Annotated in this window: 28 protein-coding genes and 1 tRNA gene; 8 read left to right on the top strand and 21 right to left on the bottom strand. The window is 58.3% G+C overall.

The features are described from left to right. Positions 1-32: 32 nt before the first annotated feature. Together KCG87_RS23980 and KCG87_RS23975 are read right to left on the bottom strand one after the other, a co-directional pair. Positions 33-521 carry a hypothetical protein gene (locus KCG87_RS23980; RefSeq protein WP_227698838.1) on the bottom strand — a complete coding sequence of 163 codons (489 nt, stop codon included), beginning with the start codon at positions 519-521 and terminating at the stop codon, positions 33-35. A 171-nt stretch (positions 522-692) separates the two neighbouring features. Then, positions 693-1568 (bottom strand): LysR family transcriptional regulator, encoded by an 876-nt coding sequence (locus tag KCG87_RS23975; protein ID WP_202370329.1) that lies wholly within the window; start codon positions 1566-1568, stop codon positions 693-695. A 111-nt stretch (positions 1569-1679) separates the two neighbouring features. On the opposite strand from KCG87_RS23975, the gene KCG87_RS23970 reads away from it, so the two are divergent. The 3 genes from KCG87_RS23970 (at position 1680) to KCG87_RS23960 (ending at position 4984) form a co-directional block, all read left to right on the top strand. Further along, a complete protein-coding gene (locus KCG87_RS23970; RefSeq protein WP_098964605.1) occupies positions 1680-2870 on the top strand; it encodes a YbfB/YjiJ family MFS transporter in 1191 nt (396 codons plus the stop codon). A 61-nt stretch (positions 2871-2931) separates the two neighbouring features. Then, positions 2932-3930 carry an NAD(P)H-quinone oxidoreductase gene (locus KCG87_RS23965; RefSeq protein ID WP_134786800.1) on the top strand — a complete coding sequence of 333 codons (999 nt, stop codon included), beginning with the start codon at positions 2932-2934 and terminating at the stop codon, positions 3928-3930. A 109-nt stretch (positions 3931-4039) separates the two neighbouring features. Beyond that, on the top strand, positions 4040-4984 hold the full coding sequence (locus KCG87_RS23960; RefSeq protein ID WP_098964607.1) for an alpha/beta fold hydrolase: 945 nt from the start codon (positions 4040-4042) through the stop codon (positions 4982-4984). Here KCG87_RS23960 and KCG87_RS23955 read toward each other — a convergent pair. Continuing rightward, positions 4981-6792: an ABC transporter ATP-binding protein gene (locus KCG87_RS23955; RefSeq protein ID WP_210558982.1), complete on the bottom strand. Its 1812-nt coding sequence runs from the start codon at positions 6790-6792 to the stop codon at positions 4981-4983. The two genes, KCG87_RS23960 and KCG87_RS23955, sit on opposite strands and share 4 nt — an antisense overlap. 202 nt (positions 6793-6994) lie before the next feature. On the opposite strand from KCG87_RS23955, the gene KCG87_RS23950 reads away from it, so the two are divergent. Next, on the top strand, positions 6995-7408 hold the full coding sequence (locus KCG87_RS23950) for a VOC family protein (RefSeq protein ID WP_210558983.1): 414 nt from the start codon (positions 6995-6997) through the stop codon (positions 7406-7408). 57 nt (positions 7409-7465) lie between these two features. Here the strand turns inward: KCG87_RS23950 and KCG87_RS23945 are convergent, their stop codons facing one another. The 5 genes from KCG87_RS23945 to KCG87_RS23925 all read right to left on the bottom strand — a co-directional run bounded on the left by KCG87_RS23945 (position 7466) and on the right by KCG87_RS23925 (position 12851). Beyond that, positions 7466-7795: a hypothetical protein gene (locus KCG87_RS23945; protein WP_007961262.1), complete on the bottom strand. Its 330-nt coding sequence runs from the start codon at positions 7793-7795 to the stop codon at positions 7466-7468. A 106-nt stretch (positions 7796-7901) separates the two neighbouring features. Then, positions 7902-8930 carry an RNA 3'-terminal phosphate cyclase gene (gene rtcA, locus KCG87_RS23940; protein WP_210558984.1) on the bottom strand — a complete coding sequence of 343 codons (1029 nt, stop codon included), beginning with the start codon at positions 8928-8930 and terminating at the stop codon, positions 7902-7904. Between the two features lie 8 nt (positions 8931-8938). Further along, positions 8939-9727: a nucleotidyltransferase domain-containing protein gene (locus KCG87_RS23935; protein ID WP_210558985.1), complete on the bottom strand. Its 789-nt coding sequence runs from the start codon at positions 9725-9727 to the stop codon at positions 8939-8941. A 14-nt stretch (positions 9728-9741) separates the two neighbouring features. Then, positions 9742-10968, bottom strand: a complete 1227-nt coding sequence (locus KCG87_RS23930; RefSeq protein ID WP_027611573.1) for an RtcB family protein — start codon at positions 10966-10968, stop codon at positions 9742-9744. Positions 10969-11303: 335 nt separating this feature from the next. Further along, positions 11304-12851: an RNA-binding protein gene (locus KCG87_RS23925; RefSeq protein WP_210558986.1), complete on the bottom strand. Its 1548-nt coding sequence runs from the start codon at positions 12849-12851 to the stop codon at positions 11304-11306. A gap of 204 nt (positions 12852-13055) precedes the next feature. Here KCG87_RS23925 and rtcR point away from each other — a divergent pair, with 204 nt between their 5' ends. Both rtcR and KCG87_RS23915 read left to right on the top strand, forming a co-directional pair. Further along, positions 13056-14663: an RNA repair transcriptional activator RtcR gene (rtcR, locus tag KCG87_RS23920; protein ID WP_210558987.1), complete on the top strand. Its 1608-nt coding sequence runs from the start codon at positions 13056-13058 to the stop codon at positions 14661-14663. Between the two features lie 172 nt (positions 14664-14835). Further along, positions 14836-15096, top strand: coding sequence for a hypothetical protein (locus tag KCG87_RS23915; RefSeq protein WP_027611570.1), 261 nt, complete (start codon positions 14836-14838; stop codon positions 15094-15096). 31 nt (positions 15097-15127) lie between these two features. On the opposite strand, the gene KCG87_RS23910 is transcribed toward KCG87_RS23915, so the two are convergent. From KCG87_RS23910 to thrS, 11 genes are all read right to left on the bottom strand, one after another. Further along, positions 15128-15550, bottom strand: a complete 423-nt coding sequence (locus KCG87_RS23910; RefSeq protein WP_134786808.1) for an RDD family protein — start codon at positions 15548-15550, stop codon at positions 15128-15130. Between the two features lie 82 nt (positions 15551-15632). Beyond that, the gene (locus KCG87_RS23905) at positions 15633-15980 is read right to left on the bottom strand and encodes a hypothetical protein (RefSeq protein WP_098964618.1); all 348 of its coding nucleotides are present in this window, start codon (positions 15978-15980) and stop codon (positions 15633-15635) included. A 292-nt stretch (positions 15981-16272) separates the two neighbouring features. Continuing rightward, positions 16273-16349 (bottom strand) — tRNA-Pro (locus KCG87_RS23900). Between the two features lie 88 nt (positions 16350-16437). Continuing rightward, positions 16438-16794: a MerR family transcriptional regulator gene (locus tag KCG87_RS23895; RefSeq protein WP_008083283.1), complete on the bottom strand. Its 357-nt coding sequence runs from the start codon at positions 16792-16794 to the stop codon at positions 16438-16440. Next, entirely contained in the window at positions 16775-17077 is a 303-nt protein-coding gene (gene ihfA, locus KCG87_RS23890; protein ID WP_002553164.1) for an integration host factor subunit alpha, read from the bottom strand. Before ihfA ends, KCG87_RS23895 begins: the two co-directional genes overlap by 20 nt. Positions 17078-17080: 3 nt before the next feature. Then, complete coding sequence (pheT, locus tag KCG87_RS23885; RefSeq protein ID WP_139055542.1) at positions 17081-19459, bottom strand: phenylalanine--tRNA ligase subunit beta; 2379 nt, start codon at positions 19457-19459, stop codon at positions 17081-17083. Between the two features lie 26 nt (positions 19460-19485). Then, entirely contained in the window at positions 19486-20502 is a 1017-nt protein-coding gene (gene pheS / locus KCG87_RS23880; protein WP_003226365.1) for a phenylalanine--tRNA ligase subunit alpha, read from the bottom strand. A gap of 109 nt (positions 20503-20611) precedes the next feature. Then, positions 20612-20968: a 50S ribosomal protein L20 gene (gene rplT, locus KCG87_RS23875; RefSeq protein WP_002553161.1), complete on the bottom strand. Its 357-nt coding sequence runs from the start codon at positions 20966-20968 to the stop codon at positions 20612-20614. 28 nt (positions 20969-20996) lie between these two features. Next, positions 20997-21191, bottom strand: a complete 195-nt coding sequence (rpmI, locus tag KCG87_RS23870) for a 50S ribosomal protein L35 (RefSeq protein ID WP_002553160.1) — start codon at positions 21189-21191, stop codon at positions 20997-20999. 60 nt (positions 21192-21251) lie between these two features. Then, on the bottom strand, positions 21252-21803 hold the full coding sequence (gene infC, locus KCG87_RS23865; RefSeq protein ID WP_170929410.1) for a translation initiation factor IF-3: 552 nt from the start codon (positions 21801-21803) through the stop codon (positions 21252-21254). After that, complete coding sequence (thrS, locus tag KCG87_RS23860) at positions 21803-23725, bottom strand: threonine--tRNA ligase (RefSeq protein WP_003226368.1); 1923 nt, start codon at positions 23723-23725, stop codon at positions 21803-21805. Before thrS ends, infC begins: the two co-directional genes overlap by 1 nt. 382 nt (positions 23726-24107) lie before the next feature. On the opposite strand from thrS, the gene KCG87_RS23855 reads away from it, so the two are divergent. Next, entirely contained in the window at positions 24108-24407 is a 300-nt protein-coding gene (locus tag KCG87_RS23855; RefSeq protein ID WP_003226370.1) for a hypothetical protein, read from the top strand. A 292-nt stretch (positions 24408-24699) separates the two neighbouring features. After that, a complete protein-coding gene (locus tag KCG87_RS23850) occupies positions 24700-24912 on the top strand; it encodes a cold-shock protein (RefSeq protein ID WP_003179963.1) in 213 nt (70 codons plus the stop codon). 72 nt (positions 24913-24984) lie between these two features. Here KCG87_RS23850 and KCG87_RS23845 read toward each other — a convergent pair whose 3' ends face one another. Then, entirely contained in the window at positions 24985-25302 is a 318-nt protein-coding gene (locus KCG87_RS23845; RefSeq protein ID WP_098964624.1) for an I78 family peptidase inhibitor, read from the bottom strand. Between the two features lie 168 nt (positions 25303-25470). Then, positions 25471-25776: a hypothetical protein gene (locus tag KCG87_RS23840; RefSeq protein ID WP_098964626.1), complete on the bottom strand. Its 306-nt coding sequence runs from the start codon at positions 25774-25776 to the stop codon at positions 25471-25473. Positions 25777-25806 lie beyond the last annotated feature (30 nt).

Raw genomic sequence — 25806 nt, 5'->3', positions numbered from 1 at the left:
ACAAAAACGGCCTTCGATTGAAGGCCGTTTTTTTATTTTGGCAACACCGATGATGGCAACTCGGCAGGCTTGGCAGCACCGACATCTTTGCCCGCCTGAACCGCCGCCAAGGTTGTTTGTATCGCTGCATACAGGTTGGCCTGACTGGCGAAATAGCCACCCACGACGATGCTGACCACACCAAACAGATGCACAGCCGTTGCCATCCAGACGTTGGCATTGACGGTACCCGCTTTTTTGAGCGCCTCTCTGGACTCGATGGCAATGCCTTGAATCATCGAGTCGTAGCGTTTATCCCGTTCGACCTGAATGCGCTCATTCGCCTTGTCTCGCTCTGCCTGGGAGCAAAGGAACTCTCGGATATCTGCATGCACTCGCTCTACCCGAGCATCCATCCTTGCCTCGATGGTCTCGATCCTGGCGTTGAATTCTTCACGGCTGATAGCGTTCATGGCTTGTGTGTTACGACCTTTGCTCAATGTGTCGAAGCTTTGATATTGCTCGAATTCCCTGGCTTTCAATCCGATCCCCTTCCCTGGGTTAGCGATACCTTCTCTGGCGCACCGATTTCCTGGCGCTGCGAGTTGCATCAACCTTAGGACTGGCGCTCCAAGCCCACAAGCCGGCAGATTCTGCTGTGGATGTAGGGCGTTTCATCAGACGATGTAGCTTCTCCAAAGCGCTTTGAGCCGTCACTCATTCTCCAGTGCAAACGCCTCGACAATCTGCTCAATCACCGCCCTGACCCGTGCGGTGTGGCGCAAGTCCGCGTGGGTCACCAGCCAGACCTCATACGGTTGCGGGCGATTGCGCTCCGGCCAAAGCCTGATCAGGCCATCGCGCTCGCCCATGTATACCGGAATTTCTCCTACGCCCAGGCCAGCCGCAATCGAGCGGCGTACCAGCAGACTGGAGCTCAGACTGGCGACAATCCGCCCGCGATGCAGCGGTTCGCAAACCAGCGTCATGTCCTTGTGCGTCTGCAAATACGGTTGGTAGACCACCAGATCATGGCCTTCGAACGCGGTACCCTGAGGCGGGATGCCATGGGCGTCGATATACGCCTGTGATGCGAACAATCCCACGGGCCAGCGCGCAATCCGCCGCGCGATCAGATCGGGATTGTCAGGCCGGGTATTGCGCACAGCGATGTCGGCCTCGCGCTTGGCCAGGCTGAGGATCTGCGTGGAGGCGTCCAGTTGCACACGCACGTCCGGGTGCAGCGCGTGCAGGCGACTAATGGCCGGAATCAGAAAGTCGATGGCCAGCGAGTCGGTGGTGCTGACGCGTACGTTGCCGGTCAGACGATCATCCAGGCCCTGAATCTGCCGCTCAAGTTCCAGCGCCGACTGCTCCATTTTTTCCACGCTTTTGAGCGCGGCTTCGCCGACTGCGGTCAGTGCGTAGCCGTCGGAGGTGCGCAGGAACAAGGTCGCGCTCAGGGACTTTTCCAGCGCCGTGATCCGTCGCCCGACAGTCGCCTGATCCACCCCCAAAACCCGCGCTGCGCCGCGTAAGGTCGACTCTCTGCATACTGCGAGAAATACCCGCGCATCATCCCAGTTCATGCTGCCCCCAACCGATGCGAATTTGCATCACTATAAAGCCAAATCGCTGCATTACCGCAGCAAAGATAGCCGATATCCTGAGCGCAATAGACCTTCCTCAGGAATGCTGTCATGCGTACATCCACCTCAGCGTTACCGATTTTCTCGGGACTCTGCGCCAGCCTGGTCGGCATTGGTCTGGCGCGTTTTGCCTACACACCGCTTATTCCCTCGCTGATTCAGGCGCAGTGGTTTTCTGCCAACGACGTGGTCTACCTCGGCGCAGCCAATCTGGTCGGCTATCTGATCGGCGCCCTGCTCGGCCGGCTGATAGCGCGGCAACTGGGCAATAAAAACGCCCTGCGACTGATGATGCTGCTGGTCACCGCAGCGTTTTTTGCCTGTGCATTTCCATTGTCGGTGAGCTGGTTCTTTGGCTGGCGGTTGTTGTCGGGGATTACCGGCGGCGCAATTATGGTGCTGGTGGCGGCGACTGTTCTGCCCCACGTGCCGGCATCCCGCAAAGGGCTGGCCAGCGGTGCGATTTTTCTCGGTATCGGCCTGGGCATCGCCGCCTCCGGAACCCTTGTCCCGCCCTTGTTGAATATGGGCCTGCCCGCCACCTGGTTAGGACTGGGCGGATTGTCGTTGTTGCTGACCGCGATCAGCTGGTTTGGCTGGCCTGCTGATCTACCGCACCCGACCGCCACTCACGCAGGCGCGACGGTTGAGCCAACGCCCTCCGCCGTCTATTTGCTGTTCGGCCAATACGCATTCATGGCCGCAGGTCTGGTGCCGGCCATGGTGTTTCTGGTGGATTACGTGGCTCGCGGGCTCGGTGCCGGGGCGCAGATTGGTGCACTGGTTTGGGTGATGTATGGCCTGGGCGCAATTGTCGGCCCGGTAAGTTACGGCTTTCTCGCGGACCGGCTTGGCGCGCGGATGGGCATCCGGCTGGTATTGGTGGTGCAGGCGATTGCGCTGGGACTGCTGGCGGTTTCCCACTCTTTCATGGCGTTGGCCGTGCTGGCAGTGATCATCGGTTCATTCCCGCCCGGCATCGTCCCGCTGGCCTTGGCCCGCGTGCATGAACTGGTGCCGGATCACCATCGCCAGCAAATCGCCTGGAGCCGCGCCACCGTATCGTTTGCCACGTTTCAGGCGCTGGCCGGATTTGCCTATTCGGCGCTGTTCAATGCCACGGGCGGTCAGCACGCAATGCTCTTCGTGATCGCCGCAGGGGCGATTGCCGTGGCGATCCTGTTAGAGCACGCCCTGAAATGGCTGCCCTCAGTGACTGAACCACGCGTCTGTGAAAATTGAAGGGAATCATTGCCCGCGGGCTGCGCTCCCATCTTCAGAACCTAAAGCAACAGGAATCGACATGACTTTGCCCAACGAAATGACCCGGATCGAAATCACTCAACCCGGTGGCCCGGAAGTCTTGCAAGCCAAACGTGTGTCCCTGCCCGTCGCGGCAGCCGGCGAAGTGCTGATCCGCGTGCATGCCGCCGGGATCAACCGCCCCGACGCCCTGCAACGCGCCGGCAAATACCCGATGAAGCCGGGCATGAACCCGATCCCCGGTCTGGAAGTGGCCGGCGAAGTGGTGGCGCTGGGTGCCGGTGTCAGTCAGTTTGCCGTGGGGGACAAGGTCTGCGCGCTGACCAACGGTGGCGGTTACGCCGAATACTGCAACGTCCCGGCCGGGCAAACCCTGCCGATCCCCGATGGACTGGATTGGGTGCAGGCCGCCGCTATCCCGGAAACCTTCTTTACCGTGTGGGCCAACCTGTTCGGCCTCGGCGACGCTCAGCGCGGTCAGCGCGTGCTGATTCACGGCGGCACCAGCGGCATCGGCACCACCGCGCTGATGCTGTGCCGCGAGTTCGGCATCGAAGCCTTCGCCACCGCCGGCAGTGCCGATAAATGCGCGGCAATCAGCAAACTGGGTGGGCAGCCGATCAATTATCGCGAGCAGGATTTCGCCACGGTCATCGCCGAAAAAACTGCAGGCCAGGGGGTGAACGCGATTCTCGACATCATGGGCGCCTCGTACCTCAACGGAAATGTCAGCGCGCTGGCGATGGATGGCCGGCTGGTGATGCTGGGCTTTCTTGGTGGCGGCAAGGCCAACGACATCGACCTGCTGGCGATCATGGCCAAGCGTGCGGTGATCACTGGCTCGTTGCTGCGAGCGCGCACCGCAGAGGAAAAAGCCGAAATTGCCGAGCAACTGCGCGAACACGTGTGGCCGGCGCTTAACGCCGGACGCTGCCTGCCGATCATCGATAAGGTTTATTCGCTGAACGATGCCGCCCAGGCGCATGCGCGCATGGAAGGTGGCGACCACATCGGCAAAATCGTCCTGCGCGTGGGCTGAGCTGCAGCATTTTGTAATCGTTGCGAGTAGACGGTGGTCGAAAAAGTCACGCGCAGACCGAGCCTTCTGGTAAAAAGCCTTCTTTGTCTGCGTTGTGGTGAACCGTTTAATGTTCCTGTCCTTCATGACCCGTTTGCGTCGTCGCCGTCTGGCGTTCGCCTGCATGGCTGCGCTGATCATTGGCGTGCCGACGAGTTGTGCGGTGCTCGAACACACCGAGCGCAAACTGCTGTTTCGCATCGAACCGGGCACGGCCGGCTGGTATCACGGCTTGCCGGGCAGCGTGCAGGAACTCGACTTGCAGCCCAAGAGCTTCAAGGCCGGGCAGAATATTCATGCCTGGTGGTGGCCCGCAGAACGACCGAACGCTCCGGCGATTCTCTATCTGCATGGCGTGCGCTGGAACCTCACCGGACAGCTGTTCCGCATCGAGCAATTGCGCGCGGCCGGCTACTCGGTACTGGCGATCGACTACCGTGGTTTCGGCCAGAGCAAGGGCGATCTGCCTTCGGAAAGCAGCGTGTACGAAGATGCCCGTGTGGCGTGGGAGCGCTTCAAACTGCTGCAGCCCGACCCGAGCAAGCGCCTGATCTACGGTCACTCCCTGGGCGGTGCCGTGGCGATTGATCTGGCCGCCGAACTCGGCCAGGACGCGGCTCGGGACCATACCCCGCTGCCGGTCAAAGGCCTGGTGATCGAGTCGACCTTCACCTCTCTCGCCGATGTGGCGGCGGCGGTGGCCAACACTTCGCTGCCGGTACGCTGGCTGCTGTCGCAGAAATTCGACTCCATCGACAAGATCGCCGAGATTCACATGCCATTGCTGGTGGTACACGGCATGGCCGACGCGTTCGTGCCGCCACGCTTCAGCGAGCAGCTGTTCAACGCCGCCCGACAACCGAAACGACTGCTGTTGGTGCCGGGTGCCACCCACAACAACAGCATGGCGCTGGGCGGGCAGAATTATCGCAAGGCGATCGATGCGCTGATGCAGTCCAAACCCGCGCCGCGCGTGGCCGGCCCAGCATTGGTGCGCAGCGCGCAGGATTCCTAGCGATAGCCGCGAGCCTGCAGATCGAACAGCTTGGCGTAGTGCCCGTTTGCAGCGATCAGGCTGTTGTGATCGCCCTTCTCCAGTATCCGTCCACCCTCCAGCACCATGATCTGATCGGCATTGCGCACACTGGAAAAGCGATGGGAAATCAACAAGGTCATGCGCCCTTCGGTGTGTTGGCTGAAATGCTCGAACACTGCCGCTTCCGCTGCCGGATCCAGCGCCGAGGTCGGTTCGTCGAGAATCAGGATGTCGGCATCGCGGCGCATGTACGCCCGGGATAAGGCAATCTTCTGCCATTGCCCGCCCGATAACTCCTGACCGCCAGCAAACCAGCGGCCCAACTGCGTGGCATAGCCACGGTCGAGGCCTTCAATGAACGGCGCGGCCATGCCTTCGGCCGCTGCGGCCTGCCAGCGCGATTCATCGTTGAACGCCGAGGTATCCCCCACGCCGATGTTTTCGCCCACGGTGAACTGGTAGCGAATGTAGTCCTGAAAAATCACGCCGATACGCCGCCGCAAGGTGTTCTCTTCCCAATCCTGCAAATCGCTGCCATCAAGCAGAATCCGCCCCTGATCGGGCCGATACAGGCGCGTCAGCAATTTGATCAGCGTGGTTTTACCTGAGCCGTTCTCCCCCACCAGCGCCACGCTCTTGCCCGGCACCAGGTGCAGGCCGATGCCTTCCAGTGCTGCACGGCTGGCCCCCGGATAACGGAAACCGACGTTTTCAAAACGCAGGCCATCACCCGGTTGTGCGCCGACGGTGAGATGACCGCAATCGGCCAACACCGGTTCGGCCAGATACTCATACAGGCTCGACAGGTACAGACCGTCCTCGTACAAACCGCTGATCGCACTCAGGCTGCTGCTGACCGCACTCTGCCCCTGCTTGAACAACACCAGGTACATGGTCATCTGACCGAGACTGATATTGCCGTGCACCGCATCGATCACCACCCAGGCATAGGCCAGGTAGAACGCCCCGGTGCCAAGCAAGCCCAGACCGAAACCCCAGCCATCACGACGCAATGTCAGACGCCGATCCTCGGCGTAGAGCTTGGCGAAGGTGTCCCGATAGCGCTGCAACAGCAACGGCGCAAAGCCGAACAGCTTGACCTCTTTGATGTAGGCCTCGTGGGACAGCAAGGTTTCGATGTAATTTTGCTGCCGGCTCTCCGGAGCCCTGCGGGTGAACAAGCGGAAAGCGTCGCCGGAGAAATGCGCCTCGGCAAAGAACACCGGCAACGCGCCGATCACCAGCAACAGCAGTGCCCACGGCGAAAAATGCACCAGCAGCACACCGAAGCTGATCAGCATGATCAGGTTCTGGATCAACCCCAGCGACTTCATCACCAACGCCAGCGGCCGGGTCGAGGCTTCGCGGCGCACACGCACCAGCTTGTCGTAGAACTCGGAGTTCTCGAACTGCACCAGCGACAGGGTCTGCGCCTTCTCCAGAATCAGCGTGTTGACCTTTTGCCCCAACTGCACCCGCAACAACGACTGTTGCACCGACAGCGCCCGTTGTGTGCCGGATAACAGCGCCAATACCCCCGCTTCCATCAGCACGTAACGCAACACCGGCCACAGCGCTGCATCGCCCTGCTGCGCGTGCAACTGCATCGCTGTCACCACCGCATCGACAATGCGCTGACCCAACCACGCGGCCAGCGCCGGCAGAACCCCCGCAATCAAGGTCGCCAGCACCAGCCCCAGAAACAACCCGCGTGATGTCGCCCAGACCAACAGCAAGGCGTGCCGGGCCTGATCGAACAGGGCGTTGAAGCGGGAAATCAAAGGCATGGCAGATCAAGCTCGATAGGTCGTACAGGGTGTCATGGTACTCCGCAGGTTTTATCCGTGCTGAAGCGCGGCGTTTTCAGAAGAAAAACATCTGGAAAAACTCTGGCCGTTGCGGCGTCCAATGCTTTGCTATGGTTTAACCGCCTTTCGCGGAACCTGGCGAACATCGCCTCTCTCCGCGCCTACTGCCAGGAACGCCATCATGCGAATCAATCCCTACCTGATCTTCAACGGCAACTGCCGCGAGGCTTTCAACTTTTACGAACAAGCCTTGCAGGGCAAACTCGAAACAATGATGACCTACGGCGAAACACCCGCCGCCGAACACGTACCGAAGGAGCACCACAACCTCGTCAACCATACCTGCCTGAAGGTTGGCGACCAGATGATCATGGCCTCGGACACCACACCTGACCGGCCAACCGAGGGTATGAGCGGGTGCTCGATCTCCCTCAACGTCGACAGCATTGCCGAAGCCGAGCGAGTGTTTAACGCGCTGGCCAAGGACGCTCGCGTCGACATGCCGCTGCAAACCACGTTCTGGGCCGCCCGGTTCGGCATGCTGGTCGATCGCTTTGGGGTGTCGTGGATGATCAATTGCGAGACTGACAAGTAACGCCGACGTTTCGTCAGGCATGAAAAAGCCCAACCTCTTCAGGTTGGGCTTTTTGATTTATCGCTGGGCCAGCTCATGCCGCACGCATTGTTCGTAATAGGTCTGCTTGACCGCTGCAGGTTTGAGCTTCGACGTGCTGTTGTAGGTCTGCTCGGTAATCCCCATTGCCGTCATGCGCATCCACGGTTGCTGGAACTTGCGCACCTGCAACTGCTTGCGCGCGCCGTACAACGAGATCCCCGAGAGCTTCGACTGTTGTGCGCCGGCGGCGATGTCCGAGCCCCACGTACAGGCAAACCGGTGACTCTTGCTCAACTCCCTCGCTTCAATGGCCGAAGCGAAAGCAGCCAGGGAAAGCGTTGCAACGGTTATGACAATCGTCCGCATATAGCCAACCTAACCTTTTGAAAAAAGGCGATTTTGCCGGGGAAGCCCAAGCCTGGGGGCCAGCAAATTGCCGCATTCGCGAGATTGATCCGGGCTTGCGACGTGGTCAGCGACCGTTGCGGACCTCAACCCGCAGACGCTCGGAGCCCTCTTCCGAGCATTCGATAGTGACCGGCAAGAAGCGCTCGATCACCGCGATGTTGCTGTGCAGATGCTCGGTCATTCTTGGGGTAGTGAACGATCCGCCACCGGCCAGCGCCATCGGCAGCAGCAACTGGTCGGCGAGGTGTTCCGCCATCGCAGCGTCACTGCGTAACCAGTCTGTCGCCTGATTGATTGCGGTATCAGCGACCTTCTCCGCCCGTAACAATACCTGGCCAAAGGCACTGAAGACTTCGGTGACCTGCTCGAACACGTACTCCAGTAACAGCACGTTACCGGGGCCACGCGCCGGGTCGAGCGTGATCGGATGCAAAGTTTCCGCTGCCCAGCGCAAGCGTTTCGCCACCTGATTCAGTTCACGCGCGGCGACGCTCGGTGCGAGACCGGCCGTCAGCGCCAAGGCTTGCTGCGACAGCAGCGCCCCACGCTCACACAGGTCCAGCGGCGTCAGTTGCGACGGCTGCACCGTGACGTCGATCTCACCGCCACCGGCCGGGACAAAGCCGTGACGCAGCAGATCCAGCTCAATGCCGGCACCCATGCGCCGCATCAACGGCAACCAGCTGCGCGTAAGGAAATCGACAGGCGGCGCCAACGGATTATGCGTACCGCCGCTGATCCGTACGCGACTTGTGCCCGGCGCCTGCAACAGCGCCGGCAGCAATGTCTGCAACACCAACGTGCAACTACCGGCCGTGCCGATCGCAAACCGGTAATCACCCGAACGAATCGCTCCCGGCTCGAAGCGCAACTCCTGCGAGCCCAGTTCCGCTCCCGCGATCCGTGCGCCGCAGACTTCGGCGGCCGCCATCACTGCCGTCAAATGCTGGCGTAACAATCCCGGCCGACTGCGGCGGGCACGAATCTGTTTAATGCGAAACGCCTGGCCCGTCACCATCGACAGGCTCAGCGCGCTGCGCAACACCTGACCGCCGCCAATCGCGCCGTCCAGTTCAATCACTTGCGGTTCCATTTCAATCCTTACGCATACAACCCGACGATGTCCCTGAGGTAGTCATCCAGTCGTCGCGAGTCTTCCTGAGTTCTGAGTAATGTGGGCACATCGCGCTCGAGTTCGGCAGTGATGAACCTGTGCAGCGCCGGACGACGCGGGCCGTAGGCGCGCTCGTCGGCATTGCGTTTAAGTGCCAGCAGTTCGTCGACTTCAGCCAGCAGTGCGCGGTCGTCGACCGTGGTCAGCAGCTCGGCGAAGGTCATCGGTGGACGCCCACGCCCCTGATCGATCCAGCGCACCGCCAGCAACGGCCGCAGCACGTAGAAGTACTTCTTGAACCGTACGCTGTCGCCTTGCAGGTACTGGCGAAAGTTGTTTTTCGCCATCGACAGATAGTGGTTGCGGGCTGCCGGCGGGCTGTAGAACGCTTCGGCCAGCTCCCGCAGTTGCGTAACCTGCGCGCTTTCGCTGCGGTACACCAATGGCGAGTCGAGCCACTCCAGCAACGTCGGGTTGGACTTGCGCAACAACCCGAGGGTCTTGCGCAGTTCCCAGCCGCTGACGTCCAGCTCGTCGTCCAATGGCCGCTCGATCACAGCGCGCGGCGTGTCGACCTGAACGAACCACTGCGGTTTTTCCACGTACACGAACCGGACGTCGTAGTCGCTGTCGGTCGAGGCAAAGCCCCAGGCCCGACTGCCGGACTCACAGGCGTACAACACCGTGACATTGCGCTCGCGCTCTATACGCGCCAACTCTTCCAGTACCCGCGCACGCATCGTGGCGCACAGCGGGTGGCGTTCTGCAAATTCCATGACTGCTGATCCTTTTATCCTTTGACGCACACCACTTGCCGCAGGGTGTGCAGCACTTCCACCAACTCGCGCTGGGCGTGCATGACTTTGTCGATGTCCTTGTAGGCCATCGGAATTTCGTCGATCACCGCTTCGTCCTTGCGGCACTCGACATGCGCCGTGGCGCGGATCTGGTCTTCGACGGTGAACGTATTCTTTGCCTTCGTTCGGCTCATGGTGCGGCCGGCGCCGTGGCTGCAGGAGCTGAACGACTCTTCGTTGCCCAGGCCGCGCACAATGAAACTCTTGGCGCCCATCGAACCCGGAATGATCCCGAGTTCACCTTTCTTCGCCGACACCGCGCCTTTGCGGGTGACCAGGATTTCTTCGCCGAAATGCCGCTCTTTCTGCACGTAGTTGTGGTGGCAGTTGACCGCTTCCAGCGCCACCTCGAACGGTTTGCGAATGATCTGGCGCGTGGCCTGAATCACCGCGCGCATCATCAATTCGCGGTTCTGTCTGGCGAAGTCCTGCGCCCAGCTCACCGCTTCCACGTAATCATCGAAGTGCTGGCTGCCTTCTTCGAAGTACGCCAGGTCACGATCCGGCAAGTTGGCGATGTGTTGCCGCATATCCGCCTGAGCCATCTGAATGAACAGGTTGCCAATGGCGTTGCCGACACCGCGAGAACCACTGTGCAACATGAACCAGACCCGGTTGGCTTCATCCAGGCACACTTCGATGAAGTGGTTGCCGCTGCCTAGCGTGCCCAGATGCCCACGGTTGTTGGTGTTGGTCAGTTTCGGGTACTTGTCGGTGATCAGTTTGAAACGTGGCTGAAGCCCCGCCCAGGCCTGATCGGCTTGCTGCGGAATCTCGTCCCATGCGCCCTTGTCGCGCCGAGAACGGTTCGAACTGCGGCCATGGGGCACCGCTTGCTCGATGGCGCTGCGCAGACCTTGCAGGTTGTCCGGCAAGTCGGCTGCGGTCAGCGACGTGCGTGCGGCGATCATGCCGCAACCGATGTCCACGCCGACGGCCGCAGGGATGATCGCGCCCACCGTCGGAATCACGCTGCCAATAGTCGAGCCCTTGCCCAGATGCACATCCGGCATCACCGCCAGATGCTTGAAGATGAATGGCATCTTTGCCGTGTTCATCAGCTGCTCGCGGGCCTCGTTTTCCACCGGGACGCCTTCGGTCCAGAGTTTGATCGGCTTGCCGTTGGCGACTTCGAGCAGTTGGTAAGTGTGTGCTTTCATTTCTCTATTCTTTATTCGTTGGCCGATGATTCGGCGTTGTTCCGTCATGTGCAGCGACAAAAAAACAGACACTGTGGCTCTGCCAGTCGAGCCCCCGTTGCCGGGGCGGGATTCGAACCCGCGTTCCGATGGAGTACCTGTTGCATTCGCTGCTTTCTTTTCCAATAAGGTGGCACGACAAAAGTTGATGACTGTTGCGCGTCGCCGCGCACCGGGGTTAACCGGCCTCAGATGTACAGCCATCAGGCATTCGTGCCGTCACACACGCTGACAAGGGTTTGATGAGACGTCTTGGATGTAGTCCCACCGGCATTCAGCGCCTGTGACAAATCAATTCATTGCATCTTCTCGATCGCTTCGACCCAGTGCTGGGCACCGTAACGACCGCTGGTGAACTGCTCGACCACATCGAACACCGCATCGCTGAAACCGCCGACATTCAGGATGTCATCGCGGTCGGCTGCCTGCGTTGCATAACCCGGCTGGATATCGATGCACACCAGCCGTGCCTGCGGGTTGATACGCTTGATGTGCTCCCACTGCAGCATGGTCTCACTGGCACCACGGCGCTGCGTGTCGATCCAGGACTCGTTGTCCGATACCAGAATCAACGTATCGACCCTGGCCTTGCTGTCCGCCAGTTTCTTCAATGGCGCCGAGCAGTTGGTGCCGCCGCCAAAGGCCGCGGCCAGTTTCTCCGCATTGCTGATCACGCTGTCCCGTGGATTGAGCTTGATATCCACCACCTTCACTTCGAACGGCATCACCCGCGCCGCCGGCTGTTTGCGCAACACCGCTGCCGCGACCAGCGCCGCCACATCGATGCAACGCACCGCCGTGGTCGCGCCCTGACGATAACCGGTGGCCGGGCTGCCCATCGAACCCGATACGTCCGGGCAAACCACCACCGCGCCTTCCAGCTTCGGCACGTTGGCCAGCGACAACTCAAGTGCGTCCTGCAACGCCTCGCGGATCTGCAGCGGTACGTTATCGCCAACCATCCGATAAGCCGCCAGCAACTGGTATGGATAAACCCGCGCCTTGGCCACTTCCTGCGGGTCCGCCAACCGCGCCGCCACGTATTCGACGCAACCCGGTACCTCGAACGCGCCATGCCGCTCCAGGGTGTTGAGGTTGATGCGCAATCCCTGCCAACCCATGTTGTAAGCCTGCGCAGCCCATTGCTCTTTGCTCAGGGTTTCGTTGCCGAGCAGTTGGAACGGTACCGCGGGTACTTGATGACTCGCGCCGCTGCGAAATGCCAGCAAATCACGGGTCAACTCGGGCAATGCCTGCACATCCACCGGTTTGCCGATCAGCCAGGCGAAGAACGCTTCGCGCCAGGCCTCAGCCGGCTTTGGGTGAACCATCTTCACCACGTCCGCCAGCGATGGCTGGTTGCCAATCGACGCTTGTAGCAGTTGACGTTCGGTCGCGCCGTTCAGCCAGTTCTGCACCAGACGTTTGGGTTGCGAACCAAGGGATTTGCGCCCGGTGGCGCCACTGCGCAGGATCTGCACGTAGTTGCGCAACATCTTGCCGCTGTCGATCACTTGTTCAAACACCTCAGGTACCAACGTCGAACGGTTCGCCGTTAACGCCGCGAGCAGCAATGCCGGCATGTCTTTCATGTGGCCCTTTTGGCGAGCGTAGACAGCAGCCTTCGCCACGAAACGGCTGTCGAGTTCAGCCACCAGCTTCAACACTTGATCCAGCTGGCTTTCAGCGCTGGCGTAAAACGTCTGGTTCAGGCAACCGGTGACCGCCAGTTGAGCCAGTTGATGCTTCGGCGTGTAGGCATATGCCGAGGCGCCGGAGGCATTCAAAGTGTCGCAGGCTGGCAGCTGTTTCGATTGCGTGTTGAAGAGTTTGAAGTTGGCCATCGTGGCGTCTCGCTGTGTTGTCCTGTTCGTTGCGATAGGTATTGCAGCGGCTGTGCCAGTTTTTGAGAGGCGCAAAATTTATTTTTTATCTTATTGATTTATATAATTTTTTTATTTTTTATCGATTTCTTTGAGCTGAACCAAAGACAAACCCAGTGTGAGAAACCTATCATTTGATATCGTCATTTATCTTTTGAGATAGCCATGCCCAACAAACGCACCGTCGCCATCGGTTTTATCGGCGCCACCCTGGACCGCGTTGGCAAAGGCGCCAATCGCTGGAGCCACTGGCGACCGAGCGTTGGCCTTTGCCAGCAACCGGACGTGCTGATCCATCGTCTGGAACTGATTCACGGTATCGACGCGCGCGACATCAGCCTCGCTGAACGGGTTCGCGCCGATATCCAGCAGGTCTCGCCGAAAACCGAGGTACACCTGCACCCCATGGCACTGCGCAATCCGTGGGATTTCGAAGAGGTCTACGGCGCGCTGCATGACTTCACGACGGCCTACAGCTTCGATACCGAGCACGAGGACTATCTGGTTCACATCACCACCGGCACCCACGTCGCGCAGATTTGCTGGTTCCTGCTGACCGAAGCACGCTATCTGCCGGCGCGCCTGATCCAGACCTCCCCCGCCCGACGCAAAAGCGAAGATGAACAAGCCACCGGCACTCACGCGCTGATCGACCTCGACCTGTCGCGTTATGACCGCATTGCCTCGCGTTTCGCCAACAAACGCCTCGAGGGCCTGGAGTTCTTGAAGTCCGGCATCGCCACCCGTAACGCGGCGTTCAACCGCTCCATCGAACAGATTGAACGCGTGGCCGTGCGCTCCAAGGCGCCCATGCTGCTGATCGGCCCGACCGGCGCCGGCAAATCGTTTCTCGCCCGACGCATCTATGAACTCAAACGCAGCCGCCATCAAATGCAGGGCCGGTTTGTTGAGGTGAACTGCGCCACCCTGCGGGGCGACGGTGCGATGTCGGCTCTGTTCGGTCACGTCAAAGGCGCATTCACCGGCGCGCAGAATGCCCGCGACGGCCTGCTACGGGCAGCGGACGGCGGCATGTTGTTTCTCGATGAAATCGGTGAGCTGGGCGCGGACGAACAGGCGATGCTGCTCAAGGCGATCGAAGAAAAGCGCTTCTTTCCGCTCGGCTCCGACAAGGAGGTCGACAGCGACTTCCTGATCATCGCCGGCACTCACCGCGATCTGCGCAGCCGCGTCGCCGAAGGCCTGTTCCGCGAGGATCTGTACGCACGCATCAACCTCTGGACATTTGATTTGCCCGGCCTGGCCGGCCGCCGCGAAGACATCGAGCCCAACATCGATTTCGAGCTCGAACGTCACGCTCGCGATCACGGCCAACTGGTGCGCTTCAACCTCGAAGCGCGCCGACGATACCTCGCCTTCGCCAGCTCTCGGGAAGCAGCATGGCTGGGCAACTTTCGCGAACTGTCAGCGTCGATTACCCGGATGGCCACGCTGGCGGACAGCGGGCGGATTGATGAGGCGCAAGTGCAGGAAGAAATTGATCGGCTGCGTTATGCGTGGGGGCTGGCGCAAGCGGACGGCGTGTCGGATGACCTCCCGGGAGACGCCGATAGCCTCGACCTGTTTGATCGATTGCAATTGAAGGCGGTAATTGAAGTATGTCGGCAAGCGGACAGCCTGTCGGATGCCGGACGCAGACTGTTCGGCGTATCGCGCCAGGCCAAGGCGCAGCCGAATGATGCAGATCGCTTGAGAAAATACCTGAGCCGCTTCGGGATTGAATGGGCCGACTTGCAAAGCCGAAAAATATAGCGCGGTGTTTTCGGCGCTTTGTCGCGGTCATGTTTGTGGTCGGCTTGGTAGAAATCCTTCTACTTTCACATTGGGCCGGGTATCTGTGACTTTACCGCTCGTCCAACGGCCAGCACCTTAGGCCTGTTCATGCCTCCAAAGAGTTACCCTCATCGCGCGGAAGACTCAGATCATGAACAAGTCGATTGCAACCCTGACGCTTGCAAGCCTGCTGTTGACTGGCTCGCTCTTCACGCAGACCAGTTCGGCAGCAACACCGACGGCCTCCTCCGGCACAAATCAGGCGCAAAGCTCAGAGTCCAACGAGGAAAAAGCCAATAAAAAAGGCGAAGAAGCGTCAGGCTCAAACTCCGGCGCCGAACCGCAAGAAACGCAGAAGGACGCCGCAACCTCCAGTGACTCGGAGGATATTCAGCAAGATTCGAAACCTTAACACTTGGGCGACTGCCGTTGCCCCACTTGACTCACCTGACACGAATCACAATTGTTGACGCAAGCATGTCGCCCAGGCGTTTGCGCGAGCCAAAGAAGATAAAAATCCAGTCGAGGATGTTCAGAAACGGCGTTGTGATATTGCGTATGAACGATTGATACAGATTGCAGTTCAAGTAGCTACGCTCATCAATCACCGACATCCCCAGCAGCTTTTTACCCAGGCTTTGCCCGTTGGGCATTGCGTCGGAAAACAGGTAATACGCCACACCCGTACCAAGAGCCAGGACAGCCACCGCATTTGGCGGCAAACCAATAAACTCCGCCAGCCGTCCTACGAAGAGGATCAAAAAGTAGGTGATCAACGTATCGATGATCTGCCCACCCCAGCGACGGCCCAGCCCTGCGAGATTTTTCGGCTTTTGATATTCACTGCTGGTATTGCTGATGTCCATGCGCCTTCGCTCGATCGGAATTTAGATACCGGAGTATCGGCAACCGATCGCCAATATTTAATGGCGCTTCAGGGGAGTGCGGTCAATCAAACCCACAAGATTGCTCCGAATGAATAGGCTCACTGAAGGTAAAGAAGTAGAACGATATTTTCTCGTCCTCTACGTCTTTTAATTCATATCTGATCCTGTCGAGCCCACGATCGATTCGGGTAACGACGAGCTCCATGAATTGAGTCAGCCCGCCACCAAAGCCACTTAGATCAAGCGCACTGACATCCTGAAAATTTATAGTGATCGCGCTTTCTGCTGCGTCATCGAGCGACGACATCGTCAAGGCCAGGTTGTACTTGAAGTCTTGAATTTCGATATTCAGCGAAACGACCGCATTGTGCTGAATCAAAAGCGAGTTCAAGCGAGATAACTTATCCATTTTCTTAGGAACCCATGACGAAAAAGATGTGGCCTGCACTTCATTCGTGTATCTGAGCGAGCATCTTCAGCCCTGGCTGGCAGAGTATCAACCCGACATCAAATGGCTGCGCAGCCGGATCCCGCTTGTCTATCAAGTGATCCAAACTTTTCATCCAGCGACCTTTTTTGCGCGGGTTTTGCGAAGGCACAAAAAAGCCGATCTGGATGATCGGCTTAGATGAAGTCCCGAAAAACTCCCTACGCATGAAAAAGCCCAGCTGGTTAGAGTTGGGCTAAGTCATTGAAAAATATGGTCGGGACGGAGTGATTCGAACACTCGACCCCTAGCACCCCATGCTAGTGCGCTACCGGACTGCGCTACGCCCCGACTGGTTTGAAACCCGCCCCTCGTCTCGAAGAGCGCTCAAGAATATATCGCAAGCTTTTGAAAACTGGAAGTATTCAAACGCAGCTTTTTATTTCTTGAGCACCACCAGTACATCTTCAAGCTCAGCGATCATCTGGCGGATCATTTGCTTGTATTGGGTGGTGTCGTCTTTGGCTTCATCACCGGACAAGCGCAGACGCGCGCCGCCGATGGTGAATCCCTGATCGTAAAGGAGCGCGCGGATTTGCCGGATCATCAGCACATCCTGGCGCTGATAATACCGGCGGTTTCCGCGGCGTTTGACGGGGTTGAGTTGAGAAAACTCCTGCTCCCAGTAGCGCAGCACGTGTGGCTTTACTGCACACAGCTCGCTGACTTCACCAATGGTGAAGTAGCGTTTGCCCGGGATGACGGGTAGTTCGTCGTTATGACTTGGTTCCAGCATAAGCCTCAACTCGGGCCTTCAACTTCTGCCCTGGACGAAAGGTGACCACACGGCGAGCCGTGATCGGGATTTCTTCCCCCGTTTTCGGGTTGCGGCCAGGCCGCTGGCGTTTGTCCCGAAGGTCGAAATTGCCGAAACCGGACAATTTGACCTGCTCGTTGTCTTCAAGAGCGTGCCTGATTTCCTCAAAAAACAGTTCAACCAATTCCTTGGCTTCCCGCTTGTTCAGGCCCAGCTCTTCATACAGACGTTCCGCCATCTCAGCTTTCGTCAAAGCCCCCATACGTCACTTCCTTAACGTGGCGTTCAACCTTTGTTCGAGCGAGGTGAGGATATTTTGCGTCGTCGAATTCACCTCATCGTCATTAAGAGTGCGCGATGGATGCTGCCAGGTCAAGCCAACTGCAAGGCTTTTTCTATCAGGATCAATGCCTTTACCCTGATACACGTCAAACAGCCTGAGATCCGTGAGCCATTCGCCTGCATTTTCACGGATTACGTCCAGTACAGCCGAGGCCGCGACGTCTTTGTGCGCGATCAGTGCAAGGTCACGACGCACTTCAGGAAAACGCGACAACTCGTGGAATTGCGGCATTTTTCCGGAAGCGACTTCAGCCAGAACCAGCTCGAAGACGAAGACCGGACGATCCAGACCCAGGGCCTTGGACAGCTCCGGGTGAATCGCACCGATAAAGCCGACTTCACGCCCATCACGTTCGATGCGCGCGGTTTGCCCCGGGTGCAGCGCCGGGTGTTTACCCGGAGTGAAAGTGAAGGTATCCAGTGCACCGGCAAAGCCCAACACCGCTTCAACATCAGCCTTCACGTCGAAGAAATCGACGGTGTCGCGACCCTGCGCCCAACCTTCCGGCAGACGGCTGCCGCAAACAACACCCGACAGCATCGGTTCTTGCTTCAGACCTTCCAGCTGACCGACGAAGCGCAGACCGCTTTCGAACAGGCGCACGCGATCCTGCTGGCGGTTCAGGTTGTGCTGCAACGCCTTGACCAGGCCCGGCCACAGCGAAGAACGCATGGCGGCCATGTCATTGGAAATCGGGTTGGCCAGCAACAGCGGCTCAACGCCCGGGTTGAACAGTTCGAACTGTTTCGGATCGATGAAGCTGTAAGTGATCGCTTCCTGATAACCACGGGCTACCAGCAGACGACGCAGCTCAGGCAATTCGCTGCGTGCTTCAGCCTTCGCTTGCGGCGCCAGACGCGCTTGCGGGTAACGAACCGGCAGACGGTTATAGCCGTACAGACGCGCCAGCTCTTCGATCAGATCGACTTCCAGACTGATGTCGAAGCGGTGACTTGGCACTTCTACGCGCCACTGCCCTGCGCCGTCAGCGGAAATCTTCAGACCCAAGGCGCTGAGCAGACGCTCGACCTGCGCCGAATCCATTTCCATCCCCAGCATCTGGGTGATGCGCTGCGCACGCAGGGTGATCGGCGCGATCGATGGCAGGTGCTGTTCGCTGACGGTCTCGATGATCGGGCCGGCTTCACCACCGGTAATTTCCAGCAGCAGGCCAGTGGCGCGCTCCATGGCTTCACGGGCCAGTTGCCAGTCCACGCCACGCTCGTAACGGTGCGAGGCGTCGGTGTGCAGGCCGTAGGAGCGAGCCTTGCCCGCCACAGCGATCTGATCGAAGAAGGCACTTTCCAGGAAAACGTCGCGAGTGGTTGCGGACACACCACTGTGCTCGCCACCCATCACGCCGGCAATCGCCAGAGCGCGGGTGTGGTCGGCAATCACCAGGGTATCGCTACGCAGGCTGACTTCCTGACCGTCGAGCAAAACCAGCTTCTCACCCTCTTCCGCCATACGCACGCGGATGCCGCCATTGATTTCGGCGAGATCGAAAGCGTGCAGTGGCTGACCCAGCTCGAGCATCACGTAGTTGGTGATGTCGACGGCAGCGTCGATGCTGCGCACATCGGCGCGGCGCAGGCGTTCAACCATCCACAGCGGGGTTGGTTTGGACAGATCAACGTTACGGATGACACGACCCAGGTAACGCGGGCAGGCGGCAGGCGCCAGCACTTCTACCGGACGCACTTCGTCGTGCACAGCCGGAATGGTCATGACCACCGGGCGAGTGACCGGCGTGTCGTACAGCGCACCCACTTCACGGGCCAGACCGGCCAGCGACAGGCAGTCGCCACGGTTCGGGGTCAGGTCGACCTCGATGCTGGCATCTTCCAGATCCAGGTACACACGGAAATCTTCGCCCACCGGCGCATCGGCCGGCAGTTCCATCAGACCGTCGTTGCCTTCACCGACCTGCAGCTCGGCTTGCGAGCACAGCATGCCGTTGGACTCGACGCCACGCAGCTTGGCCTTCTTGATCTTGAAGTCGCCCGGCAGTTCGGCACCGATCATGGCGAACGGAATCTTCAGGCCCGGACGCACGTTTGGCGCACCGCACACGACCTGGAAGGTTTCCGCGCCATTGCTGACCTGGCACACACGCAACTTGTCGGCATCAGGGTGTTGCTCGGTGCTCAGCACCTCGCCCACGACCACGCCGCTGAATACACCGGCGGCCGGAGTCACACTATCGACCTCCAGACCCGCCATCGACAGACGAGCAACCAGCTCGTCGCGACTTACCTGCGGGCTAACCCAGCCACGCAGCCATTGTTCACTGAATTTCATCCTGCTCTCCTAAGAATTCGTTACGACTAGCGAAATTGCGCGAGGAACCGCAAGTCGTTGTCGAAGAACAGACGCAAGTCGTTCACGCCGTAACGGAGCATTGCCAGACGCTCGACACCCATGCCGAAGGCAAAACCGGAGAACTCTTCCGGATCGATGCCGGACATGCGCAGCACGTTCGGGTGCACCATGCCGCAGCCCATGACTTCCAGCCAGCCGGTCTGCTTGCAGACGCGGCAGCCTTTACCGCTGCACATCACGCACTCCATGTCGACTTCAGCGGATGGCTCGGTGAACGGGAAGTACGAAGGACGGAAACGGACGGCCAGCTCCTTTTCGAAAAACACCCGCAGGAATTCTTCGATGGTGCCTTTGAGGTCGGCGAAATTGATGTCGCGATCGACCAGCAGGCCTTCGACCTGGTGGAACATCGGCGAGTGGGTGATATCGGAGTCGCTGCGATACACACGGCCTGGGCAGACGATGCGGATCGGCGGCTGCTTGGACTCCATGGTGCGGACCTGTACCGGCGAGGTATGGGTGCGCAGCAACATGTTCGCATTGAAATAGAAGGTGTCATGCATCGACCGGGCCGGGTGGTGGCCTGGGATGTTGAGCGCTTCGAAGTTGTGATAGTCGTCTTCGACCTCAGGGCCTTCGGCGATGCCGTAGCCGATGCGGGTGAAGAACTGCTCGACTCGTTCCAGAGTCCGGGTCACAGGATGCAGACCACCGGAGGTCTGGCCACGGCCCGGCAACGTCACGTCAATGGATTCGGCAGACAGTTTGGCAGCCAGTTCGGCTTCTTCAAACAGAGCCATGCGCGCATTGAGAACGCCTGTAACACGCTCCTTGGCAACGTTGATCAGGGCGCCGACTTGCGGACGCTCTTCTGCCGGCAAATTCCCCAGGGTCTTCATCACCTGAGTCAATTCACCCTTTTTGCCAAGGTATTGAACCCGGATTTGCTCCAGGGCATTGATATCTTCAGCGCTTTGCACAGCCTCTAGTGCTTGAGAGACCAGCGCATCCAGGTTTTCCATGTACAGACTCCAGATACAAAATAGGGGAAGAGCTTGAAGGCTCTTCCCCTATTTATGACGTTTAACACCTGGCCCCACAGAGGTGAGGCCGGGTGACTGTCGGGGGTACTTAAGCCAAGGTGGCTTTAGCTTTCTCGACAATCGCAGCAAACGCCGCTTTTTCGTTCACTGCCAGATCAGCCAGAACCTTACGGTCGATCTCGATGGACGCTTTTTTCAGGCCAGCGATGAAACGGCTGTAGGACAGACCGTTAACACGAGCACCAGCGTTGATACGAGCGATCCACAGAGCGCGGAACTGACGTTTTTTCTGACGACGGTCACGGTAGGCGTATTGGCCTGCCTTGATTACCGCTTGCTTGGCAACACGGAATACGCGGGAGCGTGCGCCGTAGTAGCCTTTAGCAAGTTTCAGAATTTTTTTGTGACGCTTACGGGCAATGACGCCACGCTTTACACGAGCCATGAGTTACTTCCTCTATTCTTGACTAAAATTAACGAAGGCGCAGCATGCGCTCGACTTTTGCCACGTCAGACGGATGCAGCAAGCTGCTACCGCGCAGTTGACGCTTACGCTTGGTCGACATTTTGGTCAGGATGTGGCTCTTGAAAGCGTGCTTGTGCTTGATACCGTTAGCAGTTTTCAGAAACCGCTTAGCAGCACCACTTTTGGTTTTCATTTTTGGCATGTTCGGATACTCCGCATTCAGTTGATAAACATAATCAGAAGGCCTGCCGTGCCCTGTTGATTACTTCTTCTTTTTCGGGGCGATGACCATGATCAGCTGGCGTCCTTCCATCTTAGGATGCTGTTCGACCGAACCGTACTCGAGCAGGTCAGCTTCAACCCGCTTGAGGAGTTCCATCCCCAGCTCCTGGTGGGCCATCTCACGGCCGCGGAATCGCAAGGATACCTTAGCCCTGTCCCCGTCACTCAGGAAACGTACCAGGTTGCGCAGTTTTACCTGGTAATCCCCTTCCTCCGTCCCTGGACGAAACTTGATTTCTTTTACCTGAATCTGCTTCTGGTTTTTCTTCGCTGCTGCAATCTGCTTCTTCTTTTCGAAGATCGATTTGCCGTAGTCCATCACCCGGCAAACCGGTGGGACTGCGTCAGCAGAGATTTCTACCAGATCAAGCTTTGCTTCTTCAGCAATACGAAGCGCTTCATCAATCGAGACGATGCCAATCTGCTCGCCATCAGCGCCAATTAACCGAACCTCGCGTGCCGAGATATTCTCGTTGATCGGGGCTTTCGGTGCAGCTCGTTTATCTTGTCTCATTTCACGCTTAATAATAATTACTCCGAATCTGGGCGACCACGCCGGGAAACCGCTTGCGCGAGAAACTCAGCGAACTGGGCGACGGGCATCGAGCCCAGGTCAGCACCTTCACGAGTACGCACAGCGACAGTCTGCATCTCGACTTCCTTATCTCCGATAACCAAAAGATAGGGAACCTTGAGCAAAGTATGCTCGCGGATTTTAAAGCCGATCTTTTCATTTCTCAAGTCGGACTTGGCACGAAATCCGCTTTCGTTGAGAGTTTTTTCTACTTCTGCAACAAAATCTGCCTGTTTATCAGTGATATTCATGATCACTGCCTGGGTTGGCGCCAGCCACGCAGGGAATGCACCTTCGTAATGCTCGATCAGAATCCCGACGAAACGCTCGAACGAACCGAGGATCGCCCGGTGCAGCATCACTGGGTGTTTGCGGCTGTTGTCTTCGGAGACGTATTCGGCGCCCAGACGGACAGGCAGGTTGAAATCGAGCTGCAAGGTACCACACTGCCAGACGCGACCGAGGCAATCTTTCAGCGAGAACTCGATTTTCGGACCGTAGAACGCACCTTCACCCGGCTGCAGATCATATGGCAGACCCGCGGAATCAAGGGCTGCAGCCAGTGCCGCTTCGGCGCGATCCCACAGCTCGTCGGAACCCACGCGTTTTTCCGGACGAGTGGACAGTTTCATCTCGACGTCGGTGAAGCCGAAATCGCGGTAAACGTCCATGGTCAGCTTGATGAACGCAGCGGATTCGGCCTGCATCTGCTCTTCGGTGCAGAAAATGTGGGCGTCGTCCTGAGTGAACGCACGCACACGCATGATGCCGTGCAGCGCACCTGACGGCTCGTTACGGTGGCAGGCACCGAACTCGGCCAGACGCATCGGCAGCTCGCGGTAGCTCTTCAGGCCCTGGTTGAAGACCTGCACGTGGCACGGGCAATTCATCGGCTTGATGGCGTAGTCGCGGCTTTCCGACTCGGTGGTGAACATGTTGTCGGCGTAGTTAGCCCAGTGCCCGGATTTCTCCCAGAGGCTGCGATCGACCACTTGCGGGGTCTTGATCTCCAGGTAGCCGTTGTCACGCTGCACTTTGCGCATGTACTGCTCGAGCACTTGATACAGAGTCCAGCCGTTCGGGTGCCAGAACACCATGCCCGGTGCTTCTTCCTGGGTGTGGAACAGGCCCAGGCGCTTGCCGATCTTGCGGTGATCGCGTTTTTCCGCTTCTTCGATGCGCTGGATGTATGCCGCCAGCTGCTTCTTGTCAGCCCAGGCAGTACCGTAAACGCGCTGCAATTGCTCGTTCTTGGCATCGCCGCGCCAGTAGGCGCCGGACAACTTGGTCAGCTTGAAGGATTTCAGAAAACGCGTGTTCGGCACGTGCGGGCCGCGGCACATGTCGACGTATTCTTCGTGGTAGTACAGGCCCATGGCCTGTTCGTTCGGCATGTCCTCGACCAGACGCAGCTTGTAGTCTTCGCCGCGAGCCTTGAACACTTCGATCACTTCGGCGCGCGGAGTGACTTTCTTGATCACGTCGTAATCTTTATCGATCAGCTGATGCATGCGCTGTTCGATGGCGGCCATGTCGTCCGGAGTAAAAGGACGCTCGAAGGCGATGTCGTAATAGAAGCCTTCATCGATGACCGGACCGATGACCATTTTTGCCGTCGGGTACAGCTGCTTGACCGCATGGCCAACCAGGTGCGCGCAAGAGTGGCGAATGATCTCCAGCCCCTCTTCATCCTTTGGCGTGATGATTTGCAGCGTCGCGTCGCTGTCGATGATGTCGCAGGCGTCGACCAGCTTGCCGTTGACCTTGCCGGCCACGGTGGCCTTGGCCAGACCTGCACCAATGGATGCGGCGACCTCGGCTACGGAAACCGGGTGATCGAATGAACGTTGACTGCCGTCGGGAAGAGTAATAGTTGGCATGGCGCCTCCTCTCCTAGTGGTGACCCCTACCAAAGGTCACGTGGGTTGGGATGAGCCAGTACAAGATCCGATCCAGGCCATTCAATGACGAACGCCTGCCTTACAGCGGCAGGAGCCTTGCGGCCAACCGGAAAACCGAACCAGAGTGACTGGGATTCAAATCAGAATTTTTCGCACGCTGACCGCTGCCGGGGCTGAAGGCCATCCGGAGCCTGAGAACGCTTGAGCCCGGCATGCTAGCACAGATGAGCGGTCATCGACGTCATCGAATTGAGGTCCTGCTGATTTGCGCATTTTTGCGTCGCGAAGTGAACTTGGGATATACGCTTTGCCTCAAATAAGCTGAGAATCGTCGCCGATATCAACCCAAGGAGTTTCCGACATGCGCCTTATCCGACTTTTTGCTTTCGCGGCCCCGCTGGCCCTGCTGCTGCCGCTGAGCGCCAACGCGGCCTGGCCTGCCGGCGTCAAAGCCCAATACATGAACGACTGCACCGCCGCAGCCAGCAAGAGCGTCAATCCGGCCGAAGCCAATAAACATTGCGCTTGCGGTGCCGACGTTCTGGAAAAGAAATTCACCACGCAAGAGATCGCGCAACTGATGGACAAGAACACCCCGCCAAGTGGTGAACTGGGTCAGCGAGCCTTGAAAGAAATCTCGGTTTGCCGCGTGCAGAAATAAGCGCTGACGAATGTTTTTTCGGGCGCCGAGCAGGCTGAAAACCGCCCAAAAGACCCCGAAATCGATAATTTACGCAGGTTTTATAGCTTTTTTTACACCCTCTTCACTCGGCTGAAAGCCACTGAAACCGGGGCTTGCAGACATTTGAGAGGTTTAAATCAATGCAATATGAAAGCAAACAGCACGTCCGGGGGGCTACCAAAGCGAACATTTCGACTATGATACTCCGGTGTGCCCAGTTGGCCTGAGCAGCACAGTACTACTGAAAATATATGTTTCTTGGAGATACACCATGTCTAATCGCCAAACCGGCACCGTTAAATGGTTCAACGATGAAAAAGGCTTCGGCTTCATCACTCCTCAAGGTGGCGGTGACGACCTGTTCGTACACTTCAAAGCTATCGAATCCGACGGTTTCAAAAGCCTGAAAGAAGGCCAGACCGTCTCTTTCGTGGCTGAGAAAGGCCAAAAGGGTATGCAAGCTGCACAAGTTCGCCCAGAGTAATTTCCTGGCGCACTAAAAAAACCCCGTCCATGTGACGGGGTTTTTTATGCCTGCAACAAAAGCGATCTGCGATCAGCCGCAGTTGACGCGAGTGACCACCAGGTTGTTGTCGGTGTTCAGATTCAGGCGATCGGAACGGTACTCCAGAGTGATCATGTCAGTTGGCTTGAGGAAGCGGGCGTTTTGCGCGCCAGCCTTGACGCGAGCCTGATCGAGCAGTTCCGGCGAAGCCTTTTTACCGATGGCAAACTCCGCTGCCTTTGCTTCACAGCGGCTATGACCGGCATCGGTCGCCACAGGATCCTTTGCCGACTCGCTGGAGGTTGTGCTGCAACCGGCCAACATGGCAACGGCCATTAGTGCACCCAGAGACGCGAACTTCAAAGGCATGAAGCCTCCTTTTTTCAAATGGTTAAGCTGAGATCGTGCGACCGCCAATTCGGCGTTTGGTTTCACAGCCGGTGCCATCACCCTGCCCCACGACCCGGAAAAACGCTGAGTCTGCCTGAAGTGCGCGCACCGCATCCTCACGCAATCGTCACCGAATATTAATGAAGCTCAATAGACGTCGATGTAATCGTGCGGCGGATTCGGCCAGTTGTCTTTCAGCGCATTGAAAATCTGCATCACCCAGACTTCATCACTGGCCGCGACCTTGCCGACATACCCCGACCCCTTGGCCCAGGTCTCCAGGCGAAACAGCAGGCCATCAATATCCTGCCCGCCGGTCACACCGGAAGAAATATAGGCAATTCCACTCTTGGTCACGCGCAGCTGCGTGTGCACATCATCGCTGGCCGACGCCAGCAACTGGCGCACAGCGTCGAGTGTCAGGCCATCGGGGGTGTTCAAATCGATCTGCACAGCACATTCCTTGGATCAGCCGGAAAAGAC

Origin of the sequence: Pseudomonas sp. MWU347, assembly GCF_017947305.1 — a bacterium.
In the GTDB taxonomy this organism is placed as follows: Bacteria; Pseudomonadota; Gammaproteobacteria; order Pseudomonadales; family Pseudomonadaceae; genus Aquipseudomonas; species Aquipseudomonas putida_A.
This window is presented reverse-complemented; position numbering and strand designations above follow the sequence as displayed.